General features: G+C 66.4%; 20 protein-coding genes. 6 read left to right on the forward strand and 14 right to left on the reverse strand.

What is annotated here, in order from left to right; translation table 11 throughout:
* Together BJF92_RS01930 and BJF92_RS01935 are read left to right on the forward strand one after the other, a co-directional pair.
* The gene (locus BJF92_RS01930) at positions 1-744 is read left to right on the forward strand and encodes a precorrin-2 C(20)-methyltransferase (protein ID WP_075633145.1); all 744 of its coding nucleotides are present in this window, start codon (positions 1-3) and stop codon (positions 742-744) included.
* Positions 741-1,559: a precorrin-3B C(17)-methyltransferase gene (locus tag BJF92_RS01935; protein ID WP_075633083.1), complete on the forward strand. Its 819-nt coding sequence runs from the start codon at positions 741-743 to the stop codon at positions 1,557-1,559. Before BJF92_RS01930 ends, BJF92_RS01935 begins: the two co-directional genes overlap by 4 nt.
* On the opposite strand, the gene BJF92_RS01940 is transcribed toward BJF92_RS01935, so the two are convergent.
* Positions 1,514-2,296 carry a cobalt-precorrin-6A reductase gene (locus BJF92_RS01940; protein ID WP_075633084.1) on the reverse strand — a complete coding sequence of 261 codons (783 nt, stop codon included), beginning with the start codon at positions 2,294-2,296 and terminating at the stop codon, positions 1,514-1,516. The genes BJF92_RS01935 and BJF92_RS01940 overlap by 46 nt on opposite strands.
* On the opposite strand from BJF92_RS01940, the gene cbiE reads away from it, so the two are divergent.
* Positions 2,295-3,554, forward strand: a complete 1,260-nt coding sequence (cbiE, locus tag BJF92_RS01945) for a precorrin-6y C5,15-methyltransferase (decarboxylating) subunit CbiE (RefSeq protein ID WP_075633085.1) — start codon at positions 2,295-2,297, stop codon at positions 3,552-3,554. The genes BJF92_RS01940 and cbiE overlap by 2 nt on opposite strands.
* 186 nt (positions 3,555-3,740) lie before the next feature.
* On the forward strand, positions 3,741-4,505 hold the full coding sequence (gene cobM, locus BJF92_RS01950) for a precorrin-4 C(11)-methyltransferase (protein WP_075633086.1): 765 nt from the start codon (positions 3,741-3,743) through the stop codon (positions 4,503-4,505).
* Positions 4,506-4,563: 58 nt separating this feature from the next.
* On the opposite strand, the gene mnhG is transcribed toward cobM, so the two are convergent.
* The 6 genes from mnhG to BJF92_RS01980 are packed head-to-tail and all read right to left on the reverse strand — an operon-like array spanning position 4,564 to position 10,592.
* Positions 4,564-4,938 (reverse strand): monovalent cation/H(+) antiporter subunit G, encoded by a 375-nt coding sequence (gene mnhG, locus BJF92_RS01955; RefSeq protein WP_075633087.1) that lies wholly within the window; start codon positions 4,936-4,938, stop codon positions 4,564-4,566.
* Complete coding sequence (locus tag BJF92_RS01960) at positions 4,935-5,216, reverse strand: K+/H+ antiporter subunit F (RefSeq protein WP_075633088.1); 282 nt, start codon at positions 5,214-5,216, stop codon at positions 4,935-4,937. The genes mnhG and BJF92_RS01960 overlap by 4 nt, the downstream gene beginning before the upstream one ends.
* Positions 5,213-5,701 (reverse strand): Na+/H+ antiporter subunit E, encoded by a 489-nt coding sequence (locus BJF92_RS01965; protein WP_075633089.1) that lies wholly within the window; start codon positions 5,699-5,701, stop codon positions 5,213-5,215. Before BJF92_RS01965 ends, BJF92_RS01960 begins: the two co-directional genes overlap by 4 nt.
* A 1-nt stretch (position 5,702) precedes the next feature.
* Positions 5,703-7,325 (reverse strand): monovalent cation/H+ antiporter subunit D, encoded by a 1,623-nt coding sequence (locus BJF92_RS01970; RefSeq protein WP_075633090.1) that lies wholly within the window; start codon positions 7,323-7,325, stop codon positions 5,703-5,705.
* Positions 7,326-7,329: 4 nt separating this feature from the next.
* The gene (locus BJF92_RS01975; protein WP_075633091.1) at positions 7,330-7,665 is read right to left on the reverse strand and encodes a Na+/H+ antiporter subunit C; all 336 of its coding nucleotides are present in this window, start codon (positions 7,663-7,665) and stop codon (positions 7,330-7,332) included.
* Complete coding sequence (locus BJF92_RS01980; RefSeq protein WP_425356442.1) at positions 7,665-10,592, reverse strand: monovalent cation/H+ antiporter subunit A; 2,928 nt, start codon at positions 10,590-10,592, stop codon at positions 7,665-7,667. The genes BJF92_RS01975 and BJF92_RS01980 overlap by 1 nt, the downstream gene beginning before the upstream one ends.
* Before the next feature lie 418 nt (positions 10,593-11,010).
* Here BJF92_RS01980 and BJF92_RS01985 point away from each other — a divergent pair, with 418 nt between their 5' ends.
* Positions 11,011-11,427, forward strand: coding sequence for a DUF3830 family protein (locus BJF92_RS01985; protein ID WP_075633092.1), 417 nt, complete (start codon positions 11,011-11,013; stop codon positions 11,425-11,427).
* A gap of 130 nt (positions 11,428-11,557) precedes the next feature.
* Here BJF92_RS01985 and BJF92_RS01990 read toward each other — a convergent pair whose 3' ends face one another.
* The 6 genes from BJF92_RS01990 to BJF92_RS02015 all read right to left on the reverse strand — a co-directional run bounded on the left by BJF92_RS01990 (position 11,558) and on the right by BJF92_RS02015 (position 21,265).
* Positions 11,558-13,018: an efflux transporter outer membrane subunit gene (locus tag BJF92_RS01990; RefSeq protein WP_075633093.1), complete on the reverse strand. Its 1,461-nt coding sequence runs from the start codon at positions 13,016-13,018 to the stop codon at positions 11,558-11,560.
* A 249-nt stretch (positions 13,019-13,267) separates the two neighbouring features.
* Positions 13,268-15,922 carry a bifunctional diguanylate cyclase/phosphodiesterase gene (locus BJF92_RS01995; protein WP_245294636.1) on the reverse strand — a complete coding sequence of 885 codons (2,655 nt, stop codon included), beginning with the start codon at positions 15,920-15,922 and terminating at the stop codon, positions 13,268-13,270.
* Between the two features lie 391 nt (positions 15,923-16,313).
* Entirely contained in the window at positions 16,314-17,951 is a 1,638-nt protein-coding gene (locus tag BJF92_RS02000) for a cisplatin damage response ATP-dependent DNA ligase (protein ID WP_075633094.1), read from the reverse strand.
* A gap of 3 nt (positions 17,952-17,954) precedes the next feature.
* Positions 17,955-18,965, reverse strand: coding sequence for a ligase-associated DNA damage response exonuclease (locus BJF92_RS02005; protein WP_075633095.1), 1,011 nt, complete (start codon positions 18,963-18,965; stop codon positions 17,955-17,957).
* A gap of 60 nt (positions 18,966-19,025) precedes the next feature.
* Positions 19,026-20,006, reverse strand: coding sequence for a nucleoside hydrolase (locus BJF92_RS02010; RefSeq protein ID WP_075633096.1), 981 nt, complete (start codon positions 20,004-20,006; stop codon positions 19,026-19,028).
* A 26-nt stretch (positions 20,007-20,032) separates the two neighbouring features.
* Positions 20,033-21,265 carry an NAD(P)/FAD-dependent oxidoreductase gene (locus BJF92_RS02015; protein ID WP_075633097.1) on the reverse strand — a complete coding sequence of 411 codons (1,233 nt, stop codon included), beginning with the start codon at positions 21,263-21,265 and terminating at the stop codon, positions 20,033-20,035.
* Positions 21,266-21,458: 193 nt separating this feature from the next.
* On the opposite strand from BJF92_RS02015, the gene BJF92_RS02020 reads away from it, so the two are divergent.
* Positions 21,459-22,919: a hypothetical protein gene (locus BJF92_RS02020; RefSeq protein WP_075633098.1), complete on the forward strand. Its 1,461-nt coding sequence runs from the start codon at positions 21,459-21,461 to the stop codon at positions 22,917-22,919.
* An 89-nt stretch (positions 22,920-23,008) separates the two neighbouring features.
* Here the strand turns inward: BJF92_RS02020 and lysS are convergent, their stop codons facing one another.
* A complete protein-coding gene (lysS, locus tag BJF92_RS02025; RefSeq protein ID WP_075633099.1) occupies positions 23,009-24,517 on the reverse strand; it encodes a lysine--tRNA ligase in 1,509 nt (502 codons plus the stop codon).
* Positions 24,518-24,562: the final 45 nt, after the last annotated feature.

A 24,562-nucleotide genomic window follows, 5' to 3' on the forward strand; every position in this document is an offset into this window, starting at 1 on the left:
ATGGCGGAACCGCTGCCCGCCCAGGGGCGGCTGATCGGCGTCGGCACCGGCCCCGGCGATCCCGAGCTTCTGACGGTGAAGGCGCTGCGCGCGCTCGAAAGCGCCGATGTCCTGGCCTATTTCGCCAAGGCCGGCCGGCGCGGCAATGGCCGGTCGATCGTCGATGGCCTGCTGAAGCCCAGCATCGTCGAGCTGCCGCTCTACTATCCCGTCACCACCGAGATCGACAAGGAACACGACGACTACAAGAGCCAGATCGGCGATTTCTACGACCGCTCGGCCGAAGCCGTGGCCGCGCATCTGGTGGCGGGCCGCACCGTGGCCTGCTTGAGCGAGGGCGATCCCTTGTTCTACGGCTCCTATATGCATCTGCATGTCCGGCTTGCCGGCACCTTTTCCGCCGAGGTCATTCCCGGAATCACCGCCATGTCCGGCTGCTGGTCGGTCGCCGGCCTGCCGATCGTCCAGGGCGACGATATTCTCTCGGTGCTGCCCGGCACGCTCAGTGAGGCGGAGCTTGCCCGCCGGCTGGGAGATACCGAGGCCGCGGTGATCATGAAGGTCGGGCGCAACCTGCCGAAGATCCGCCGGGCGCTGGCCTCGGTCGGCAAGCTGGCCGAGGCGGTCTATGTCGAGCGCGGCACCATGGCCAATGCGGCGATGGTGCCGCTCGCCGAGAAGGCCGACGATGCCGCGCCCTATTTCTCGCTGGTGCTGGTGCCCGGCTGGAAGGGGCGGCGATGAGCACGGCCTCTCCCGAAACGCTCTCTGACGTCATTCGCCCGGGCGCCGGACGCCTGATCGTGATCGGCACCGGCCCCGGTGCGCCCGAGCAGATGACGCCGCAGGCGCAGGCGGCCGTGGCGGCCTGCGATCTCTTCTTCGGCTATGGCCCCTATCTCGACCGGCTGGCGCTCGCCCCGCATCAGGCCCGCATCGCTTCCGACAACCGCGAGGAGCTGGCGCGTGCGCGTCAGGCGCTGGACCGTGCGCGCGAGGGGCACCGCGTCTGCATGGTCTCCGGCGGCGATCCCGGCGTCTTTGCCATGGCCGCCGCCGTCTGCGAGGCGATCGACCGCGATCCCGCGGCCTATGCCGGCGTCGATCTGGAGATCCTTCCGGGCGTGACCGCCATGCTGGCCGTTGCCGCGCGCGCCGGCGCGCCGCTCGGCCATGATTTCTGTGCGATCTCGCTGTCGGACAATCTCAAGCCCTGGTCCGTCATCGTCCGGCGGCTGCAGCTGGCGGCCGAGGCCGGGCTGGTCATCGCGCTTTACAATCCGATCAGCCGCGCCCGGCCCTGGCAGCTCGGGCAAGCCTTCGACACACTGCGCGCGGTGTTGCCGGCAAGCGTTCCGGTGATCTTCGGCCGGGCGGCCGGGCGGCCGGACGAGGCGATCAGGGTTCTCGCGCTGGAAACGGCCGATCCGGCGCTTGCCGATATGGCGACCTGCGTCATCATCGGCAGCGCCGAAACGCGCATCGTCGCGCGGCCCGGGCAGGGCGATCTCGTCTACACCCCGCGCTTTTCCGCCGGCGCGGGCGGATACACGCCGTGAGCGATGGCCGCCAGCGCGGCTTCTACCGTCTCGAAGACGGGGGCTGCGCCCTCCGGCGGCCGGTCGACCAGGATCACGTCGAGCCCCAGCGCGCGCGCGGCGGCGATCTTGCCATAGGTGGCCGAACCGCCGCTGTTCTTGGCGACGATGACATCGATGGCGTGCGTCGTCAGCAGCGCCCGTTCGTCGGCTTCGGCAAAGGGGCCGCAGGCCTCGATGAAGCGCGCGTCCGGCAGCGCCAGCGGCGGCAGGATCGGATCGACGCTGCGGATGAGGTAGGCATGCTGCGGCGCGCGTTCGAACAGGGCGGCCTCCTGCCGGCCGATGGCGAGGAACACCCGGCGTGTCCCTGCGCCAAGGGCCGCCACGGCGTCGCTGATAGAGCCGACACGGTGCCAGCGGTCGCCCGCCATCGCCTTCCAGCCGGGGCGGCGCAGCACCAGCAGCGGCACCCCGGTTTGCGCGGCGGCGACTTCCGCATTTGCGGAGATCCGTGCGGCGAAAGGATGGGTGGCATCGACAAGCAGGTCCACCGCCTTCTCCCTGAGATAGGCGGCAAGCCCTTCCGCCCCGCCGAAGCCGCCCATGCGCACGGGAACCGGCAGCGGGCGCGGCTGCTCGGTGCGGCCGGCGAGCGACAGGGTGATGCGATCATGCCCGAGGTGCACGAGGCGTTCGGCCAGTTGCCGCGCCTCCGTGGTGCCGCCGAGGATCAGAAGATGAGGATGAGCCTGCATGGATGATGCCGAAACCCGCTTGGTCGCGCCCTGGCTGACCCTGGTCGGCCTCGGGGAGGATGGTCTAGCCGGTCTTGGCGACGAGGCCAAGCGTCGGATCGCTATGGCCGAGCTGGTCTTCGGCGGCGCCCGCCACCTGGCGCTGGCCGGGCCGCTGATCCAAGGCACGGCGCAGGCCTGGCTCAGCCCGTTCTCGCGTTCGGTGGAGGCCGTGCTGGCCGCGCGCGGCCGGCGCGTCGTCGTGCTCGCCTCTGGCGATCCCTTTCTCTACGGCGTCGGCGCGACGCTCTCGGCCCATGTCGATACAAGGGAGATGCACACGATCCCCGCGCCCTCGGCCTTCAGCCTGGCGGCCGCTCGGCTCGGCTGGCCGCTGCAGGAGGTCACCTGTCTCTCGCTGCATGGCCGTCCCCTGGATCTCATTCGCCCGCATCTCCATCCTGGCCGCCGGATTCTGGCGCTGACCTCCGACGAGAAGGGGCCGGCGGAGCTGGCCCGGCTGCTGTCTGCGACCGGCTTCGGCGGGTCGCGGCTCACCGTGCTGGAGGCGCTGGGGGGCGCGCGGGAGCGCATCACCCGGCATAGGGCTGCGGAGTTTGCCCTTGAGGATGTCGCAGCGCTCAATCTCTGCGCCATCAAGGTCGTAGCGGGGCCGGATGCGCGCATCCTGCCTTTCACACCGGGTCTTCCCGACCACCTGTTTGCCCATGACGGGCAGATCACCAAGCAGGCGGTGCGCGCGCTGACCCTCTCGGCGCTTGGCCCCCGCCATCGCGAGCTGCTCTGGGATGTCGGCGCGGGTTCCGGCTCGATCGCCATCGAATGGATGCTGGCCGATCCCTCGCTGCGCGCCGTCGCCATCGAGGCGGATGCAGTCCGCGCCGAGCGGATCGGGGAGAATGCCCGCGCCTTCGGTGTGCCGGGCCTGCAGATCGTGCCGGGCACGGCACCGGAGGCGCTTGGCGGACTTGCACGGCCGGATGCCATCTTCATCGGCGGCGGCGGCAGCGTGGCGGGGGTGATGCCGGCGGTTCTCGACGCGCTGCGCCCCGGCGGGCGGCTGGTCGCCAATGCCGTGACGCTGGAGATGGAGCGTGTCCTGCTAGACCATCACGCCCGGCTCGGCGGCGCGCTGACCCGGATCGCCCTGGCAAGCGCCGCTCCCGTCGGCGGCATGACCGGCTGGCGGCCGGCCATGCCGATCACCCAGTGGGTCTGGACAAAGCCGGAGCAGGAGACGGAAACGATCTGGGTGTAGCGCGGCGACCTGCGCCGGAGGTTGGCGCCACTCCCCTTCGGCCTTTCTCACTTCACCCTTGCCCCGGCGTGCAATTTCGAGAAGAACGAGACGGCACCGCGTGCGCGGCCGGCCCGTCCTTTCCGTGGCAATGCGGATCGCAGGGGCGGCATCTAAGGCGCGCCGCGCCCTGACCAAGGATCTTGCATGACTGTTCATTTCATCGGCGCCGGGCCCGGTGCCGCCGATCTCATCACCGTTCGCGGGCGCGACCTGATCGCCGCATCGCCGGTCTGCCTCTATGCCGGCTCGATCGTGTCGAAGGATCTGCTCGCCTATTGTCCCGAGGGCGCGCGCATCGTCGACACCGCGCCGATGTCGCTCGACGAGATCGAGGCGGAATATGTTCGCGCGGCCGAAGCGGGGCAGGATGTGGCGCGGCTGCATTCCGGCGATCTGTCCGTCTGGAGCGCGGTGGCCGAGCAGATCCGCCGTCTCGACGCCAGGGGGCTCGCCTATACGCTGACGCCGGGCGTGCCGGCCTTTGCCGCCGCCGCTGCCGTTCTCGGCCGCGAACTGACCCAGCCCGCCCGCGCGCAGAGCCTGGTGCTGACCCGCGTCTCCGGCCGGGCCTCGCCCATGCCCGAAGGGGAGACCCTTGCCGGCTTCGGCGCGACCGGGGCGACGCTCGCCATCCATCTCGCCATTCACGCGCTGGACCGGATCGTTGCCGAGCTGACGCCGCTCTATGGCGCGGATTGTCCCGTTGCGATCGTGGTCAAGGCCTCCTGGCCGGACCAGCGCGTTCTCAGGGGCACGCTGGCGACCATTGAGGATCAGGTCCGGGCGGAGCCGATCGAGCGCACGGCGATCGTCTTCGTTGGGCGCGGCCTTGCGGATGGTGCAGAGTTTCGCGAAAGTGCCCTGTATGATGCCGGCTACCAGCGCCGCTTTCGCGGGCGGGGCGAATAGGGCCTGTTTCGCATCCGGTCTATTCCTATAATGCTTTTGCGCGTTTCGGTCCGATGCTCTACTCCTCCACCGCGGCTTCCGTCTTCAGCCCCTCTTCCTTGTGCGGCACCTCCTGCGAGCCCTCCGCCCGGTCGCGATAGAGCGCGGCCTGGCCGAGCAGCATCAGCGTGACAGGCGTGGTGATGATCATGAAGGCGATGATCGCCAGCTCGTGAAACACCCAGCGGTTCTGCAGCACGGCGAAGGTGAGCATGGAGGCGAGGCAGATCAGGATCGTGGCGCCGCTGACCATCAGCGAGGGCGCATGCAGCCGGGCATAGAAGCTTTTCAGCCTGAGAAGGCCGATGGCGCCGGCCAGAGCATTGCCCGCGCCGAGAAGCAGCAGCAGGCAGACGGGAATGGCAGCCCAGGCGGGAAGGTCGAGAACCGTCATTCGATCACCTCGCCGCGCATCATGAACTTGGCGAAAGCGATGGTGGACACGAAACCGAGCACCGCAATGATCAGCGCCGCCTCGAAATAGATGACATTGGCCGTGCGGATGCCGAAGGTCAGCAGGAGCAGCATGGCGCAGACATAGAGCGCGTCGAGCCCCAGAACGCGGTCCTGCGCGCGCGGGCCGAAGATGATGCGGTAGAGCGTGCAGGCCATGGCGACGCCGAGCATCAGCTGCGCCAGCAGCATGCACCAGATGATCAGGAGTTCGCTCATTGGAAGATCTCCGTCAGCGGCCGCTCATAGCGGGTCTTGATGATGTGCTGCCAGTCCATGCCATCCGCCGTATCGAGAATGTGCAGCGTCAGCTGGCGGGTCGTGCGGTCGAATTCCAGCCAGGCCGTGCCAGGTGTGGCGGTGAGGATGCAGGCGAGCAGCGCAATGGCGTTCTCGTCCTGAAGCGTCAGATCGACGGTCAGGAAGCCCGAGGTCGCCGGCTTGCCCCGCCGGCCGAGCATGACGCGGAGCACCGCGATGTTGGAGCGGACGACATCGACCAGCACCGCACCGGCCAGGCGGAACAGCGGCCGCACCCGGCCGGGCACGCTCTTGTGCGGCCCCAGATTGACCATGGCCCAGGCGAGCGCGATCGACAGCGCCCCGCCCAGTACCAGCGTTCCCGGCGAGACCGACTGGCTGATCAGCACCCAGAAGAGGAGCAGGCCGAGCGACAGGAAGGGGAAGGGAAACCAGTAGCGCATCCTATGGCTCCCCCGGGCTCGGCACGCGGGGCGCGGAAAGCACCGGCTCGATATAGCTTTGCGGGTTGACCAGCGCGCTGGCGGTCGCATCCAGATAGGAGAGCGCGGAGCCGGCCCCGAGCGTCAGCACCAGGCAGGCGCCGAGCAGGAGCATGATCGGGGCGATCTCGATCAGGTAGACGCGCGGAACCGTGCCTTCGATCGAGGTCCAGAAGGTGCGGATGCCCACGCGGTTCATGGCGATCAGCGTCGACAGGCCCGACAGGATCAGCAGCACGACATAGGTCCATTGCGCGCCATCAAGGCCATGGAAGGAAAGTGCCGCGCCCGGTGGGCCGCTTCCGAACAGGCCGTGCAGGATCGAGACCTTGGCGAGGAAGCCGGAAAAGGGCGGCAGCCCGGCCAGGAGCATGGTGGTGATGACGAAGCAGAGGCCGAGCAGCGCCATGGTGCGCGGCACGGCCACGCCGACCTCGGTCTCCACCTGGTCGTCATCGCCATAGGCCTCCATCGTCACGGCCAGAACGTCGGCCCCGGCGTCTCGCGCGCGCTCCATCAGCTCGATCAGCAGGAAGAGCGCGGCGGCGGCGAGCGTCGAGGTGACGAGATAGAGCAGCGCGCCGGCGATCACCGCCTTGTCGGCAATGCCGATCGCGGCCAGCAGCGTGCCCGAGGAGGTGATGATGCAATAGGCCGCTAGCCGCCCGAGCGCCTGGGAGGCGAGCACGCCGATCAGCCCGAAGAGGATGGTGATGAGCCCGCCATAGAGCAGCACATTCAGGCCGAAACCCGCAGAAGGCCCGGCCGCCGCGCCGAAGAGCAGCATGGAAAGCCGGAGAAGGATATAGGCGCCGACCTTGGTGAGAATGGCGAAGAAGGCGGCAGAGGGAGGGCTGGCGGCGGCATAGGCCCCGGCCAGCCAGAAGCCGAGCGGCCACATCGCCGCCTTGACGAGAAAGGCCATGCCGAGCAGAGCGGCACCCGCTTCCATCAGCATGCGGTTTTCGACGTTCAGCTGGCCGATGCGCAGCGCGAGATCGGCCATGTTCAGCGTGCCGGTCGCCCCGTAGATCAGGCTGACGCCAAGGAGGAAGAGCGAGGAGGCCGCGAGGTTGATGGCGATGTAATGCAGCCCCTTCTTCACCCGCATCGGCCCCGATCCATGCAGGAGCAGGCCATAGGAGGCGCCGAGCATGATCTCGAAGAAGACGAAGAGGTTGAACAGGTCGCCGGTGAGAAAGGCGCCGTTGACGCCGAGCGCCATGAACTGGAACAGCGAATGGTAGTGGAAGCCCTGGCGGTGCCAGCGGGCGATCGAAAAGGTCTGCGCGCCGAGCGCCACCAGGCTCGACAGCACCAGCATCAGCGCCGAGAGTCGGTCGACCACCAGGACGATGCCATAGGGCGCGGCCCAGTTGCCGAGCAGATAGACCAGCGGCCGGCCTTCCGGCTGGTCGGCGGCGGCATACATCAGCGACAGCGAGACCAGGAAGACGATCGCGCTGGAGACGACGCTGACCACGCCCTTCAGGTCGCGGTTGCGGTCGTCGATCGGGATCAGCGCCGCCGCGGTGATCAGCGGAATGAGAATCGGCAGGATCGGCAGGTGGGCGAAGACCGACATGGGCTCACTCCCTCCCATCGACATGGTCATTGCCGCTGAAGCCGCGCGAGGCGAGCAGCACGACAAGGAAGAGCGCGGTCATGGCAAAGCCGATGACGATGGCGGTGAGCACCAGCGCCTGGGGCAGGGGATCGCTATGGGTGAGAAGCCCTCCGGCGCCACCCTTTTCGATGATCGGCGGCGCGTCCACGCGCAGCCGTCCCATGCCGAAGATGAACAGGTTCACCGCATAGGACAGCAGGGAAAGGCCGATGACGACCTGATAGGTGCGCGGCCGGAACAGGAGCCAGATGCCCGAGGCGGCGAGTACGCCGATGCCGGCGGAGAGCACGAGTTCCATCAGGAGACCTCCTTCCCACCGACACGCGGCGCGCGGATATGGGCGCGCGGGGCACGCACGGACTGGTGGGCCAGCGCGATCAGGATCAGCACGGTGGCGCCCAGCACCAGCGAGAAGACGCCGAGATCGAACAGGATCGCGCTGGCGAGCGGCACGTCGCCGATCACAGGCAGATGCAGGTAATGCGATGTGGAGGTGAGGAACGGATAGCCCAGCGCCCAGGAGCCGAGCCCGGTGGCGCTGCAGACCAGCAGGCCGATGCTCATCCAGCGCAGCGGATGGATGCGCAGCCGCTCCTCCACCCAGCGCGTGCCGCCGGCCATATATTGCAGGATGAAGCCGATCGACATGGCGATGCCGGCGGCAAAGCCGCCGCCCGGCAGATCATGTCCCCGGAAGAACAGATAGGCGGCCAGCATGCCGATGACGGGGAACATCCAGCGCATGAGGATGGCCGGCACGAACAGATAGTCGGAGACGCTGTCGCCCTTGGCCCGATCCGGGTGGCGGTCGTCATAGGCGTTCTGCACCTGCTGCTGCTCGGGCTTTTCCAGGCTCTCGGAGGCCGGGCGGAAGCGCAGCAGCAGGGCGAAGACGGTGAGCGCGACGATGCAGAGCACCGCGATCTCGCCGAAGGTGTCGAAGCCGCGGAAATCCACCAGCGTCACATTGACGACATTGGTGCCGCCGCCTTCCGAATAGGCGCGCTCAAGGAAGAAGCTGGAAATCGTGCCGGGCATCTGCCGGGTCATGACCGTGTAGGAAATCAGGGTGAGGCCGAGGCCGCAGGCCACCGCCACCAGGAAATCGCGCAGGCGGCGCAGGCGCACGCCGAAGGTCATTTCTTCCGGCTTGGTCGCCTGCTCGATCCGTTTCGGCAGCCAGCGCAGGCCGAGCAGGATCAAGACGGTGGTGACGATCTCGACCAGCAGCTGGGTGACGGCGAGGTCCGGCGCCGACAGCCAGACGAAGGTGATGCAGGTGATCAGCCCCGCGCCACCGAGCAGCACCAGGGCCGCCAGCCGATGGAACTTCGCCTGCCAGGCCGCGCCGACCGCGCAGGCCATGCCGATCAGCCAGACGAAGGCGAAGGCGGGATCGATGCCGCGCAGCACGATCTCCGCCGGCTGGAAGCCGCGATGGAGCAGCGGCACGGCAGCCGCCAGCAGCGAGACGGCGGCGAGAATGCGCAGCTGCGGCTGCAGCCGCCTTGTGCTCGCCTTGGCCTCGATCAGGCGCGCCCAGCGCCAGGACAGCGTCACCAGCACGCGCTCGAAGATGCGCTGGCCCTCCAGGCGCCGGATATAGGGCGGCCCCTCGACGCTGTTGGCGAGATAGGGCTTCATCAGCACATAGAGCAGCACCCCGCCGACGAGCGCGATGATGCTCATGAACAGCGGCAGGTTCCAGCCATGCCAGACGGCGAGGCTGTAATAGGGCGTCTCGGCGCCCAGAACGGCGGTGACCGCGGTATGGAGCATCGGGCCGATGGTGAGCGAGGGCACCACGCCGACGATCAGGCAGGCGAGCACGAGGAACTCCACGGGCAGCCGCATCCAGCGCACGGGCTCATGCGGGATCTTCGGCAGGTCGCGCGGCGGCGGGCCGAAGAAGACGGAGTGGATGAAGCGGACCGAATAGGTGACCGAGAACAGGCTGGCCAGTGTGGCGACATAGGGCGTCAGCGTATCCAGCAAATTGACCTTATGGGTCTCGATCGCCTCGGCGAAGAACATTTCCTTCGACAGGAAACCGTTGAGCAGCGGCACGCCGGCCATGGAGGCGCTGGCTACCATGGCGAGCGTGGCCGTATGCGGCATATAGCGGAACAGGCCGCTCAAGCGCCTGATGTCGCGCGTTCCGGTCTCGTGATCGATGATGCCGGCCGCCATGAACAGTGAGGCCTTGAAGGTCGCATGATTGAGCGTATGGAAGATGGCGGCGACGGCCGCCACCGGGCTGCCGAGGCTGAGCAGCACCGTGATCAGGCCGAGATGGCTGATGGTGGAATAGGCGAGCAGCCCTTTGAGATCATGCTGGAAAATGGCGAAATAGGCGCCGAGCAGAAGCGTCGTCAGGCCCGCCAGTCCCACCAGCCAGAACCAGGCATCCGTGCCGGCCATCACCGGCCAGAAGCGCGTCAGCAGGAAGATGCCGGCCTTTACCAGCGTCGCCGAATGCAGAAAGGCCGAGACCGGCGTGGGCGCCGCCATGGCGTGCGGCAGCCAGAAATGGAAGGGAAACTGCGCGCTCTTGGTCAGGGCGCCGGCGAGAATGAGGATGAGCGCGACCAGATAGAGCGGGTGGTTGCGGATGGCATCGCCCGAGGCCAAAACGGCATCGAGATCGTAGCTGCCGACGATATGGCCGATTAGCATCAGCCCCACCAGCAGGCAGAGCCCGCCGGTCGCCGTGATGGTCAGCGCCATGCGCGCGCCGTCGCGCGCCTGGGCGTTCTGATACCAGTAGCCGATCAGCAGGAAGGAGACGATGCTGGTCATCTCCCAGAAGATCGCCATCAGCACCAGATTGCCCGACAGAACCAGGCCGAGCATGGCGCTCATAAAGGCGAGGAACAGCGAGAAGAAGCGCGGCACCGGGTCGCTTGGCGACATGTAGTAGCGGGCATAGACGACGACCAGCAGGCCGATGGCGCTGATCAGACCTGAGAACATCCAGGACAGCCCGTCCATCCGCAGCTTCAGGTTCAGGCCATATTGAGGGATCCAGTCCATCTGCCAGGTGATGACGCCGCGATGGCTGACCTGCAGATAGAGAAAGACGCTGATGCCGAGGCAGAGAAAGGCGACGAGACCGGAAAGCCAGGCCGCCTCCGTTCCCTGCCGTGAAGGCAGGCAAATGGCCGCGATGCTGCCCGCGAGCGGGGCGAAGACGAGAACCGGAAGCAGGAGCGCGGCGATATCTATGGGTCGTTCCTCTCGGATGGTTGTCCAGGCGGGAGGCTCAGCCAATGCGAAACACAGCGATGCGAAACACAAGCATGAGACCGGTCCCCGCTGATCGTCTGCACGAACGAGCCGGACGCAGCAGTCAAAGATGCCTGCCGCCTCCGTCGCGCCCGTCTGGCACGCGGCCAGTCACGACCGGCCAATCAGGGGCGAATGTGCACCTGTCACGCGCAGGCGAAAGCCATCGAACAGGCGCTCGCGGGGATGCTCCAAATATGGAGAGGTTCTTAAGGAAAGCCAAGCCTTGAGCCGGAAAAAATCATGAGGTGCCACCGCTTTGCCGGCTGATTTTGCCACAGGGCGGATGCGCGCCGGGGCTGGTGCCGGCGGCAGCCCTTGGGCATGATGCGGCATAACGTCAAAGAGGCAGTGTGCAATGAGCGAAATGGTGTTTCTGAAGGCCGGGCCCTTCCGGTTCGAGGCGCGGCTGGAGACGGAGGCGGCGCCCGAGACCTGTTCGGCGATCCTGAAGCTTCTGCCCTACCGCGAACGGATCATCCATGTGCGCTGGAGCGGCGAGGGCCTGTGGATTCCGCTGGGCACCACCGATTTCGGCATCGGTTATGAAAACCACACCAGCTTCCCCGCGCCCGGGCAGATGCTGCTCTATCCCGGCGGCATCAGCGAGACGGAGATGCTGCTGGCTTATGGCGCCGTCCATTTCAAATCGAAGATGGGGCAGCTTGCCGGCAATCATTTTCTCACCGTGACCTCGCCGCTGGAGGATCTCGCCAAGCTTGGCCGGATGGTGCTGTGGGAGGGCGCGCAGGCGCTGGAGATCGGCCTGACGTGACGCTTGCGTCCTTGAACGGCGCTTTGCACGACAAGGCGAGCAAGCGACAAGGCGAGAAAACGCGATCAGGGGCGCTGGCCAAAGCCGACGCCCCTGATGAAACCAAGCTCAAAGGATGCTGCCGGCGTCCTTACTTGGTCGCGACCACCGTCGTCCTGGCGACCACGGGCGCGCCGCGGACCGGGACTGCAATGGCCGAGCCGCCGCCGATGGCGACGTTCAGCGAGACGTAATTTGCTGCAAGGCTGCGAATGGCTGCGGCCAGCTGTATGCGCGACTGCGACAGGGTACGCTCGGCGTCGAGCACGTCCAGCAGCGAGGTGGCGCCGCCGCGATAGCTTTCGCGGGCGAGGCCGAGTGCCTGTTCGGAGGAAGCGACGACCTTGCGCAGCGCGGCGACCGTCTCGTAATTGTTCTTGAGCGAGATCAGGGCGTTCTCGACATCCTCGACGGCCTTGAGCACCGTCTGCTTCCAGGTGAGATAGGCCACCTGGGCTGCCGAGCGCTGCACCTCGACATTGGCGCGCAGCCGCCCGCCATTGAAGATCGGGATGACCAGATCCGGGCCGAAGGACCAGGCGCCGACATTGCCCTGCACGGCGTTGGTCAGCGTGCGCGAGGCGCTGATCGAGCCGGCGAGCGAAAGGCTCGGATAGAGCTGGGCTTCGGCCACGCCGATTTCCGCCGTCGCCGCAGCGAGATTGCGCTCGGCGGCGCGAATATCCGGGCGGTTGCGGATGAGATCGGCGGGAATGCCGACCTTGGTGTTGTAGCGGGGGCTCGGCTGGCCGCTGCTGCGCGTCAGCTCCGAGGTGATGGAGGCGGCCGGCAGGCCGAGCAGCGTGGCGATGTGGTTGGCGGCGACATTGAAGCCGCTTTCATAGGCCGGCAGCTCGGCAAGCGTCGAATTGACCAAACCTTCAGCCTGGACCACGTCGAGGCTCGAAGCAGCACCCGCCTCGCGGATGTCATTGGTCAGCTTCAAGGTTTCGCGGCGCGATTCCAGGCTCTTGCGGGCGAGGGCCAGAGCCTCCTGGTTGTAGCGCGCGTCGATATAGGACGTCGCCAGATCGGAGAGATAAGCGAGCCGTGCCGTGCCGATATTGTCATAGGCCGCATCCAGCGTGGCGTTGGCCGATTCGACCGACCGGCGATACTGGCCGAAGAGGTCGAGAAGCCAGGACGCGGGAAGTGACGTGGTGGCCGTTTTGGTCTCGCTATGGTCGCGCTGTCCGTTGGACTGGCGGCGCACCAGCGAGCCATCCTGGCCCTGCACGGTGGCCGAGGACGAGCTGTTGAGCGACGGCAGGGCGCCGGCGCCGGCGATGATGACGTTGGCATTTGCCTGATTGATGCGCTCGAGCGCCTGCTTCACGCTGAGATTTTCGTTCATCCCGCGGGTCATCAGGCTGTCGAGCTTCTTGTCACGGAAGGCCTGCCACCAGGGGTTCATGACCACATTGTCCGCCGCAGACGAGCCGCGCGAAAACTTGGCAGGAAGAACGGCCGGCGGCTCCTGATAATTGGGGCCGACCATGCAGCCCGACAGCAGGAGAAGGCTCAGCGGCAGAAGCGTCTTGACGAATTTCATCCGGGTTTCCCCTTCCGGCTCTACGCTGCCGGTAACGAGTGATTCACCATTTCTCCTTACCATTTTGCCGCCGCGTTGCGAGCGGGCATTCGCTGCCATCCCCCAAAATAGGGTAAGTCCCTCAACAAGTGTTTCCTTTGCGCCACGGTGTGGCCGAAAGCGGGACACACACCGACAGGCGAGTCGGTCGAAAAAATCATACAAGGTCATGTTTTTAAAATATTTTATGATCCGCTGTGCTTGGATCGATCAGGCGGCCTTCCAGCTCTGCTCGCTGACGAAAGCGGTCAGCGCCTCCTTCGACATCGGCCGGGCGAAGGCATAGCCCTGCAGCGCATGCGCGCCGAGGGCACGCAGAACGTCGGCATGGTTGCGGGTTTCCACGCCCTCTGCCACCACGTCGATGCCCAGCGCCCGGCCGATGTCGATGATCGAGGAAACCAGGCGCAGCTGCCGATTCGAGGAGAGGATCGGCATGACCAGCTGGCGGTCGATTTTCAGCCGGTTCGGTGTGAGCTTGAGAAGGCTGGTGATCGAGGCGTAGCCGCTGCCGAAATCATCGATCTCGAGTTCGATGCCCATGGCGCGGATGCGTTTGATCGTCGCCATGATCCGGTTGTCCCAGTCGTCGAAAGAGATGGACTCCAGCAGTTCGAAGGACAGGCGACCGGCCGGCAGATCGAGCGCTTCCAGCCGTTCGGGCAGGCTTTCGTCCATCAGCCTGCTGTGGGAAAGATTGACCGAGAGCTTGGGGATCGACACGCCGCCGGCGTCCCAGCTGTGCAGGGCTTCCAGCCCGCAATCGAGAATGCTGTCGTCGATGCGCGAGACGACGCCGATCTCCTCCGCCGTTTCCAGGAAGGCCGCAGGTGCAAGCAATCCACGCGTGGGATGCTGCCAGCGCGCCAGCGCCTCCACCCCGACGATATCGAGCGAGACCGGCGAGAACTGCGGCTGGAAATAGGCAATGAACTCGCCGCGCTCCAGCCCGCGCAGGATTTCGTCGCCAACCTTCTTGGTGGTCAGCGCGGCGGCTTTGAGCGCCGGGGTGAAGAACCTGTAGCGTCCACGTCCATCGCGCTTGGCCTCGTAAAGGGCAATGTCGGCATTGACCAGGAGCTGCTCCGGCGTTTCCGCCTCCGCCTGGCGGGCGATGCCGATGCTGACGCCGATCCGGCATTCATGGCCATGATAGGGAAGCGGGGCATGAAAGGCGGCGATGATCTCCCTGGCCAGGGTTTCGCCCTGATCCGGCAGGCTGTTATTGGTGACGATGACCACGAATTCGTCGCCGCCGATCCGGGCAATGAAATCGCCCGCGCGCATCTTCGAGCGGAGGATGTCTGCGGCATGCCGCAGCACCTGGTCGCCCGCGGCATGGCCCAGCGTATCGTTGATGTCCTTGAAGCGGTCGAGATCGAGGTGAAAGATGCTGATCGCCAAGCTCTCGAGGCTTAGCGCGTTCAGCTTCTGGTCGAGATAGCGCCGGTTCGGCAGGCCGGTCAGCGGATCATGCAGCGCGTTGAACTCCATGCGGTGGCGCGCGGCTTCGATTTCGCGGCTGCGGGTCTCGGCCAGACGCCGCGCTTCCTCCAGGCTTTCGGTCTTGGCCACGTCGGCTGTAATGTCCCAGTTGACGCCCGCCACGCGCTGGATGCCCTTGGCGTCGGTATAGGGCGATCCGATCGAGCGGATATGCCTGACGCCCTTGTCCGGCACGATGATGCGGAATTGTATCTGATAGGGCTGCCGGGTACGCAGGGCCTCATGGACCCGTGCAGTCGTGTCCTCCCTGTCGAGCGGATGGAGACGACTGCGCCAAAGCGCTGCGCCGGGATCTTCATCCTCGTGGAACTCGTAGATCTCCTGCATCCGCCGGTCCATGAACACGACATCGCGTGCCAGGTCCCATTCCCAGGTGCCGGTTTCCGACACATCCAGCGCGATTCGCAGGCGGTGCGAGAGCGCGCTGAGCCTTTCTTCCTTCTGGGTCAGGATTGTGATGTGCTGCTGGCGCTCGTCCATCAGCCGGCCGAGCGTATAGACAGGGACCAGCAGCAGAAGCCCGGCGAAGGCGATGGCCATCCGCACGGTCCATAGATTGGGCGGCGAGTGGGGCCAGCCGCCCGCCGGCGTTCCACTGATCACCCAATTGCCGCCGGGCAGGTCGATGGTCAGGCGCACGGGATTGCGCTGCAGCACCTCTGCTGCACCAAAGAAAACCGGCCCCTGCGCGCCCGTGCCATCCCGTCCGGACAGAGCAAGGTCGAGCTCGGACTCCATCAGGCCCGCATCTCGGTAAAGCTGGTCGATTTTCAGCACGGCGGAAAGGATGCCCCAGAACCGGCCGCCGCTGGTGCCGTCCTCCACGCGGATGGGAAAGCGCGCACTCAGCCCATATCCGCCCTGGATCAGATTCATGGGCCCCGCCAGAATCATGCGGTTCTCGTCGCGGACGCGCAGTGCGGTCTCTCGCTGTTGGGGAATCAGCCGGTAGTCTTTTCCAAGCGCTTGCTCATTGCCGGCGCGGGGATAGACCTGGGCGATCACCATATCGGGGGCCAGGGCCAGATTGCGCAGGTAGGAGGATTGGCTTGCAATCTCCCTGGCCACGCGCGGAAAGTCCGCCTCTATCATGTCCGGCCTCGCCGCGATCAGCGCCGCCAGTCCGCGCACCAGCTGCACATCGTCGGTGATGCCGCGCTCGATTTTAGAGCGGATGGCCGTCAGACGCTCGGCCACCATCGCCCGCGAGCGGACCTCGTTGACGGAGGCATTTTGCCGCTCTGCGAAGAAGGCGGCGGTAAGGATCACGGCGAGCGCGATGACGGCCGGAATATAGCTGGGGCGCAAAAGCCGTCTCAGCCACTCCGTTCGTCTGTTTCGAGATCTGGTGATCGTCACGCGTCGTCAATCCCTGGATCATGATGATCTCGGACCTGTTCGGTCTGTCATCCGAACCGTGATCCTGATCAGAAGAGGAGAGCGGGATGACAGGTGAAAACCACGCACAGTTCTTGCCATCCCAGCCCTGGATGTCCAGGCGATGGTGGCGATTGCGTGTTAACATACTCTGCTCGCACGAGCGAAAAGGCGATGTGCTTGCTGGTTTGCCTGCTAAAAGCTTTCCCGGTTCGGTCTGATGCCGTTGGCTTCCGGAGTGATTTGTAGACCGGCAGGCTTGCGCATGGATGAGCTTGTGCGCGCTTTTTCGCCTACAGAAGCAGCGCCCTTACCGATTGCGCGCATGACCTCATCTGTGGACGAGGAGGAGAGGCCGCGGATCGTCCGTATTTCAGCCGTCGATATCGTCGTGCGCACCTGCGGGGATCATGGCGAGCAGCGTTTCCAGACGGTCGGCGTCGCGCGGCAGCTTGTCGGCCCGCAGCCTGGCGATGCGGGGAAAGCGCATGGCGACGCCTGACTTGTGCCGGCTGGAGCGATTGATGCCTTCAAAGGCGATTTCCAGGACGAAGCCATGGTCCGGCGTGGCCTTGACCGAGCGGACCGGGCCGAAGCGCTCGATCGTGTTGTTGCGCACGTAGCGGTCGAGGATCTCCAGCTCCGCATCGGTAAAGCCGAAATAGGCCTTGCCCACCGGCACCAGCATGTCCTTGCCCTCGCTTGTCGTCCACACGCCGAAGGTAAAGTCGGAATAATAGCTGGAGCGCTTGCCGTGTCCGCGCTGGGCATACATCAGCACCGCATCGACATTAAAGGGCTCGCGCTTCCACTTGAACCACGGGCCCTTGGCCCTCCCGGCAAGATAGGGCGAATCCCAGCGCTTGAGCATGATGCCTTCGATGACGGGATCGGGCGGTGCGGTGCGCAGCCGGTCGATCTCCTCCCAGCTTGCGAAGGGAACCAGCGGCGACAGGTCGAAATGCGTGGGCGAGGCTTCCTCGATCAGGCCGGCGAGTGCTGTGCGCCGCTCGGAAAAGGGCAGGGCGCGCAGGTCGCCTTCGCGCGAGAACAGGAGATCGTAGCCGCGCACGAAGGCGGGATAGTCCTCGATGGTCTTGTGCGTCACTGTCTTGCGGTTCAGCCGCTGCTGCAGGTCGGAGAAGGTGCGGGTGGCGCGGTTGGTGCGGGCCGTGCCGCCGACCAGCAGCTCTCCGTCGATGATGCCTTCAAAATTCACCGCCTCGAGAATGTCTGGGAAGGCGGCGGAGATGTCGTCGCCGCTGCGCGAATAGAGCCGGCGCGTGCCGTCGAGATTGGCGAGCTGGACGCGGATGCCGTCCCACTTCCATTCGGCGGCATAGTCCTTCGGGTCGAGATTGGTGAGATCCCCCTCGGCGACGGGCGTTGCCAGCATGACCGCATGGAAGACGGCCGGCATGGACAGGGCCGGCCGCTCCGAATGGCCCTCCAGCCAGGCGAAGAGCGAGAGATAGGGCGGGGAGAGCCCGTGCCAGAGCGTTTCGATTTCGCCGGCCTCCACGCCGCCCATCTCCGCCAGCGCCTGCTTTACCAGCCGGGCGGAGACGCCAATGCGCATCGAGCCCGTGATCAACTTGAGGAAGGCATAGCGTGCGGAACCGTCGAGGCGGTCGAGAAGATCGCGCACGAGGCCGCGCACATCGGCCCGTCCGGCGCTTTGCAGGCGATGGATGACGGCGCCGAGCGACAGGTCCGCGACCTGCGCATCCTCAGGCTCCACCGCTTCCCAGACCAGCGAGATGGTCTCGGCGAGGTCGCCGACATAATCATAGGAGTACTGGAAGAGGATGGGATCCATCCGCTCCAGCATCAGCTGGCGCAAGAGTGCCGGCTTGACGGCGGCGATGTCAAGCGTGCCGGCGATCGCCGCCAGCGCATAGCCACGGTCCGGATCGGGTGTCGTGCGGAAATAATCCGCCATCAGCCGGATCTTGGCATTGCGCTGTGGGGTGAGCACCAGCCGGTCGAGCAGTTCGGCAAAGGCCTGCATGGCTCACTCCCCCTCGTCGTCATAGCCGACGAGGTGCAGCGGCCGGGCGGCGATGCCCTGCAGCTCGCACCAGCGCACCAGCGCCTCTTCCCGCCCATGCGTGACCCAGACCTCGCCGGGGCGCAGCTCGGCGATGGTCGCGGTCAGTTCCGCCCAGTCGCAATGGTCCGAGATGACGATCGGCAGCTCGACGCCGCGCTGGCGGGCGCGCTGGCGCACCAGCATCCAGCCGGAGGCGAAGACGGCCATGGGATCGGGAAAGCGCCGCGCCCATTTGTCGGCAAAGGCCGAGGGCGGGCCGATGATCACCCGCCCGGCAAAGGCGCTCTTGTCGCGGCCGGTGATGGTCGCCGGCTCCAAAGCGCCGAGATCGATGCCCTGCGCCTGGTAATAGTCGCAAAGTTTCGTAAGCGCCCCGTGAATGAAGATCGGCGCGTTATAGCCGGCCTCGCGCAGCAGTATGATCACACGCTGCGCCTTTCCCAATGCATAAGCGCCGACCAGATGGGCCCGCTCGGGAAACTGGCGCAGCGAGGTCAGAAGCTTGCCAATCTCCCCGGCATCGTCGGGATGATGGAAGACCGGCAGGCCGAAGGTGGCTTCGGTGATGAAGACATCGCAGGGCACCGGCTCGAAGGGCAGGCAGGTCGCGTCGCGCCGGCGCTTGTAATCGCCTGAAACGACGATGCGCAGGCCCTCCGCCTCCACGGCGATCTGCGCCGAGCCGAGCACGTGGCCTGCCGGGTGAAAATGCACGGTGACGTCGCCGATGCGCATAGCCTTGCCGAGCGGCGCTTCCTCCGGCGTCTGGCAGAAGGCCTCGCCATAGCGGACCGCCATGATGTCGAGCGTCTGGCGGGTGGCGAGCACCGCGCCATGGCCGGCGCGGGCATGGTCGGCATGGCCATGGGTGATCAGCGCCCGCTCCACCGGCTGGACCGGGTCGATGTAGAACCCGCCTCTTTCGCAATAAAGGCCCTTGGGCGTGGGGTAGAGCAGATGATCGGCTTTCATGCCGTCAGAAGATAGCCGCGCGCCGCTCCGAAGAAAGCCGGCGCGCGGATTTTTATCGGCTCAGGCTCCGGTCTTGCCCCCGGTGTTTGCCCCCGTATTCGCCAAAGTGTCGGCGATCAGCTTGAGCACGGCGGGTGCGTCGACCTCCATGCAGGCCGCCTGCGAGGGCAGGCCGTCCCAGACGCTGGGGCCGCAGCCGAGATCGTCCGGCTTCTGGATCGTCTGGCCATCGGCGATGCCGCCGCAGACGACGCGCATCGAGCCCTTGCGGATGGTGAAAAGCTCAGGCGCGACGAGATAGACGCAGGCGCAGCTGTCATGCACCAGCATGCCATCCGGCACGCGGGTCTCGTAGAAATCGATGTAGAATTGCGAGATATCGGAAAGCAGCTTCGTGCGCGCGCCGCCCCGCTCGACAATGGCCGCGAGATCGGCACGGGTCATCACGGTCTTGGTGGTGACATCGAGGCCGACCACGGTCAGCGGCCAGGCGGCGGTGAAGACCTGGTCGGCCGCCTCGGGATCGCCATGGATATTGGCCTCGGCCGCCGGATTGACATTGCCATTGGTGTCGAAGGCGCCGCCCATGATGATGACGCCCTTGACCAGGCCGACGATCTCGGGGTCTTCCTTCAGCGCGCGGGCGAGATTGGTCATGCGACCGACGGCGATCAGCGTCACCTCACCCGGATAGGCGCGCACCGTATCGATGATGAAGCGGTGGGCGGGACGGGGATCGATGGGCAGGTCGATCGTTTCGGGCACGCCGATATTGCCGAGCCCGTCCTCGCCGTGAACGAAGGTCGGCCAGTCGGCATGGGCGCGGGCCGGGTCGATGGTCTCGGGAATGCCCTTTGCCACCGGCGCCTCGATCTGCCATTCGCGCTTGAGAAACAGCGCGTTGCGCGTCGTCGTCTCCACCGAGGCATTGCCGAAAACGGTGGTGATGCCGACGAGGTGGATCTCGGCGTGCTGGTGCAGGAACAGGAGCGCCATGGCGTCGTCGACGCCGGGATCCGTATCGAAAATGACCTTATGCATGAAGCAGTCCTCTGACAGGCGATGGTTTACTGAAAACGGCTGATCGAGAAGGGCGCCAGCTCCGGCAGGCTGCGGCCCTCAAGGAGATCGGCGATGTGGCGGCCGGTGATGGCCGAGAGCGTCAGGCCGAGATGGCCATGACCGAAGGCGAAGGCGATGCGCGGATCCTGCGGCGAGAGGCCGATAACGGGCACACTGTCGGGCGTGGAGGGGCGCCGGCCCATCCATTCCACGCCGCCCGCCTCCGGCAGCGCGGGCACGTAGCGGCGCATCCGGGTGCGCATGGCCTGCGCGCGGGCGAAATTGGCGGGCGCCTCCGGCTTGGCAAGCTCCACCGCGCCGCCGACCCTGAGTGCGCCATCGAGCGGCGTGGCAACGAAGCCGTGCTCGGAGAAGAAGACCGGCATGGGAAGCGTCACGGCCGGATCGGTCCAGGTGGTGTTGTAGCCGCGCTCGGTCTCCAACGCCACGCGCAGGCCGAGGCCCCGCACCAGCTCGCGCGACCAGACGCCGGCGGCGACCGCCACCTTGTCGAAGGCGTGATCGCCGGCCCGGCTGCGCAAGCTGACGCCCGAGGCGGTCGGCACCACGGCGGTGACCGCCTGATCGACCAGCGTTCCCCGCGCACGAATGACCTCGCGCAGGCGGTCCAGAAAGGTCTGCGGATGGTTCAGCGTGTGATAGCCACCGGAAAAGACCGCGCCAGCGAGATGGCCTTCCAGCGCCGGGACACGGGCGCGCGTTGCGGCCGCGTCCAGCCGCTCTACCTCGAAGCCGAGGATGCGGGCGGCCTGCCGGTCATGGGCATAGCCCTTGTCCAGCGCCGTCTGGCTGTCATAGACATGCAGCGCGCCGGTGTGGCGGATATGGCCGCTCAGGCCGAGCTGTTCGCCCAGCGCCGCATGCTCGGACAGCGCCTCGCGCATCAGCACGGTCAGCGCCTGGCGCGAGGCCTCGACCTGGGAGGGGCGGGCGGCGGCCAGAAGCGCCAGCAGCCAGGGGGTGAGTGCGGGCAGGTCCTGCCAGCGCAGCGTCAGCGGCCCCAGCGGGTCCATCAGCCATTTCGGCGCGGAAAAAACCATGTCCGGCCGGGCGATCGGGTCGATCTCGGGAATGGCCAGGATGCTGGCATTGCCGACGGAGGCCGGCAGGCTCTCGCCATCCTTTTCAAACACCGTGACATCGTGCCCGCGCTCGATGAGCTGGACCGCCATGGCCGCGCCAATGACCCCCGCGCCCGCAATTCCGATCCGCGCCATGGCCACGATCCCCTGCTTGTTCCCGATCGTCCGGTCATGCCCCGTCCCCTTTGGGGGATCAAGAGGCCGTGTCGTTAAAACCCGCCGACGGTTCTCCGCCCGGTCGTTTAGAGTTCCGAAACATGGCATCGCTTAAGCTTGCGCCACCATCTGGTTGTGCGTTTGTGGTGAAGTCGAAGGTGAGGCCGGCGACGTGAAGGGTATATCGTTCAAGATTCGCCTGTCGAGGAAGGTCTTCATCCTCTCGCTGGTCGGCGTCGTCGTGCTCTCGAGCGCAGGCGCGGGCGCCGCCTTCTATTTCGGCCGGTCCGGTGACGGGATTGACGAGGAGGCCAAGACCGCCGCCATTTCCGGGCTCGACTGCTCGATCCTGGAGGTGGTCAAGATCCACCGCAACGGCCAGCGCTTTCTGCGCAAATATGTCACCGTCAACAAGGGCAACGGGCAGGAGCGGGTGCGCACCGCCTTGCGCGTCGCGGGCCTCATGGCCAAGCAGGAAAAGGCCGATCTCTACCAGGTCGTGATCCTGAGCGATGCGGGGCCGCAGAAGCGCGCCGACTGGCGCGGCACGGCCATCGGCGCCGAGGCGCTATTTGCGCCCGATCCGACGCGGGTGGCCGACATGCCGCAGCCGATCGTCGCCAGCTATCGTGACGGCGATGTCAACGAGGCCGGTCGCTTCTCCGGGGACGAGAAGGCGCTGTCCTTCGACGATATTCGCGGCATCATGACGACCATGGCCGATCCGAAGGACTGCATCGATCCCAAGGCCATCGCTGCGGCGGCCGCCGCAGCCGAGGCCGCGGCAGCGGCGGCCGCGCATGGCGGCGGGCATGGTGCGGCCAAGCCGGAAGGCGGCGGGCATGGGGACAGCAGCGGCCATGGCGAGGCTGCCGCAGGCGAACACGGCGCACCGGCCGAGGGCGGGCATGGCGAAAGCGGCCATGGTGAAAGCGCAAAGGGTGAAGCCGTGACCGAAGGCGGCCATGGCGATGGCGCCAAGGACGGCGAAGGTCATGGCGGCTCTCCCACGGCCAGTGCGGAAAGCGGCGGCTGGTTCTCCTCGATCACCGGCATGATCTTCGGCTCGAAGAGCGCCGATCCGGCCAAGGCCGAGGAACACGCGGCCGCCGAGGGCGAAGCCAAATCGTCCGGCGGCCTTCTGGACAAGGTGACCGGCCTGTTCGGCATGGGCTCGTCCTCCACCCCTGAACCGGCGGCGCCCGCTCACGACGCGCCCGCAGGCCATGATGCGCCCGCCGGCCATGAGGCGGCAAACGGCCACGACGCGGCACCCGAGCACGCCGGCGCTCCGCAGGCCGCGAATGCAGCCACGCATGACGCACCGCCCGATCAGGAGGCCAAGGCCGCGCCTGCGGGGGCTCCCGAGGATGCAGCCCATCACGGCGACGGCGCTGTGCCTGCGGTCCACGCGCCTGAAGCGCCTGCCGCTGCGGATCCTGCGCCCGCCGCGCATGAGGCTGGCGCAGCACATGAGGCTGGCGCGGCACCGGCCCCGGAAGCATCCGGGCCGTCCCATGAAATCACCGGCGATTCCGGCTCTGGCGCGGCGGCAAAGCCGGCCGACGAGGCTGCCCACCGCAACTCGCCCGGCGCGGACGCCACGGCCGACAGCGGTGTGACGGGACACTAGCGCGGCGCTCCAATCAGCCCCATGCCCTCAAACGGCAAACGCCGGCGTCTGGTCGACGCCGGCGTCAAGTTCTGAAAACAGGCCTCGGCTCAGTCCGCCTTGGCGCGCCGTGCCGGGAAGAGGATGACGTCGCGGATCGAGGGGGCGTTGGTGAGCAGCATGATCAGCCGGTCGATGCCGATGCCCAGGCCGCCGGCCGGCGGCATGCCCTGGTCGATGGCGTCGAGGAACTCGTCGTCCAGCTGCTTTTCCTTCTCGCCGCGGGCATGGGCCTGCTCCAGCTGCTCGACCATGCGGCGGCGCTGTTCTTCCGGGTCGTTCAGCTCGGAGAAGGCATTGCCGATTTCCCAGGCATTGCAATAGGTCTCGAAGCGCTCGACCAAGCGCGGCTCGCCCGGCACTTCCTTGGCGAAGGGCGAGATGTCCTTGGGGAAATGGGTGACATGCGAGGGCTGGATCAGCGTGCCCTCGACCTTCTCCTCGAAGATGAAGGCCAGGCATTCGCCCCAGGTCGCGTCCTTCTCCACCTCGAAACCGGCGGCCTTGGCGGCGGCGCGGGCCTCGTCATCGGTGCCGATCGCCATGAAGTCGATGCCGGTGGCCTCCTTGACCGCGTCGGGCATGGGCACGCGGCGGAAGGGGCCCTTGAAGGAGAGCGTCTGCTCGCCATAGGCCACATCGGTCGAGCCGTGGATGGTCTCGGCCAGCGAGGCGAACAGCCGCTCGACGAGGTCCATCATGTCCTCGTAATCGGCATAGGCCCAGTAGCATTCCATCATCGTGAATTCGGGATTGTGCCGGGTGGACACGCCCTCATTGCGGAAGTTGCGGTTGATCTCGAACACCTTGTCGGAGAGGCCTGAGACCAGGGTCCGCTTCAGGAACAGCTCCGGCGCGATGCGCAGGTACATGTCGAGCTTCAGCGTGTTGTGGTGGGTCTTGAAGGGCTCGGCCGTGGCCCCGCCATAGACGGAATGCAGCATGGGGGTTTCGACCTCCATGAAGCCGTCCTCCTCCATGAAGCGGCGCACGCCCGAGATGATCCGGCTGCGCTGGCGGAAGCGCAGCTTGGAATCCTCATTGGTCATGATGTCGAGATGGCGCTTGCGGTAGCGCAGCTCGATATCGGAAAGGCCGTGCCACTTCTCCGGCATGGGGAGAAGCGCCTTGGTCAGCATGGTGATCTCTTGCGCATTGATCGTCAGCTCGCCGCGCTTGGTGCGCCGGATGACGCCGGTGACGCCGATGATGTCGCCGAGGTCGATCATCGGCAGCAGCGCGCGGGCTTCCTCCGGCGTCGTGTCCTTGTGCGAGAAGATCTGGATCTTGCCCGAGGCATCGTGCAGGTCGATGAACATGCCGGAATTGCGCGCGGAATAGACGCGGCCCGCCACCGTCACCCGGTCTTCCGTCTCCGTATCGGGGACGAGATCGGCATATTTCTCCGCCAGTTCCGCGCTCGTATGGCTGCGGTGGAAATGGGCGGGATAGACATCGCCGATGGTCTCGCGCAGGCGCGCCAGCTTCTGGGCGCGCACTTCGGTGACGTCGGAGGAGAGGGCGGTTTCGGTCTTGGTCTCGGTGGGCTTGTCGGACATCGCTTCAAACCTTCTGGCGCTTTTCTGGCAGGATGGCGCGGCGCA

The organism is Xaviernesmea rhizosphaerae (assembly GCF_001938945.1).
Lineage (GTDB): Bacteria > Pseudomonadota > Alphaproteobacteria > Rhizobiales > Rhizobiaceae > Xaviernesmea > Xaviernesmea rhizosphaerae.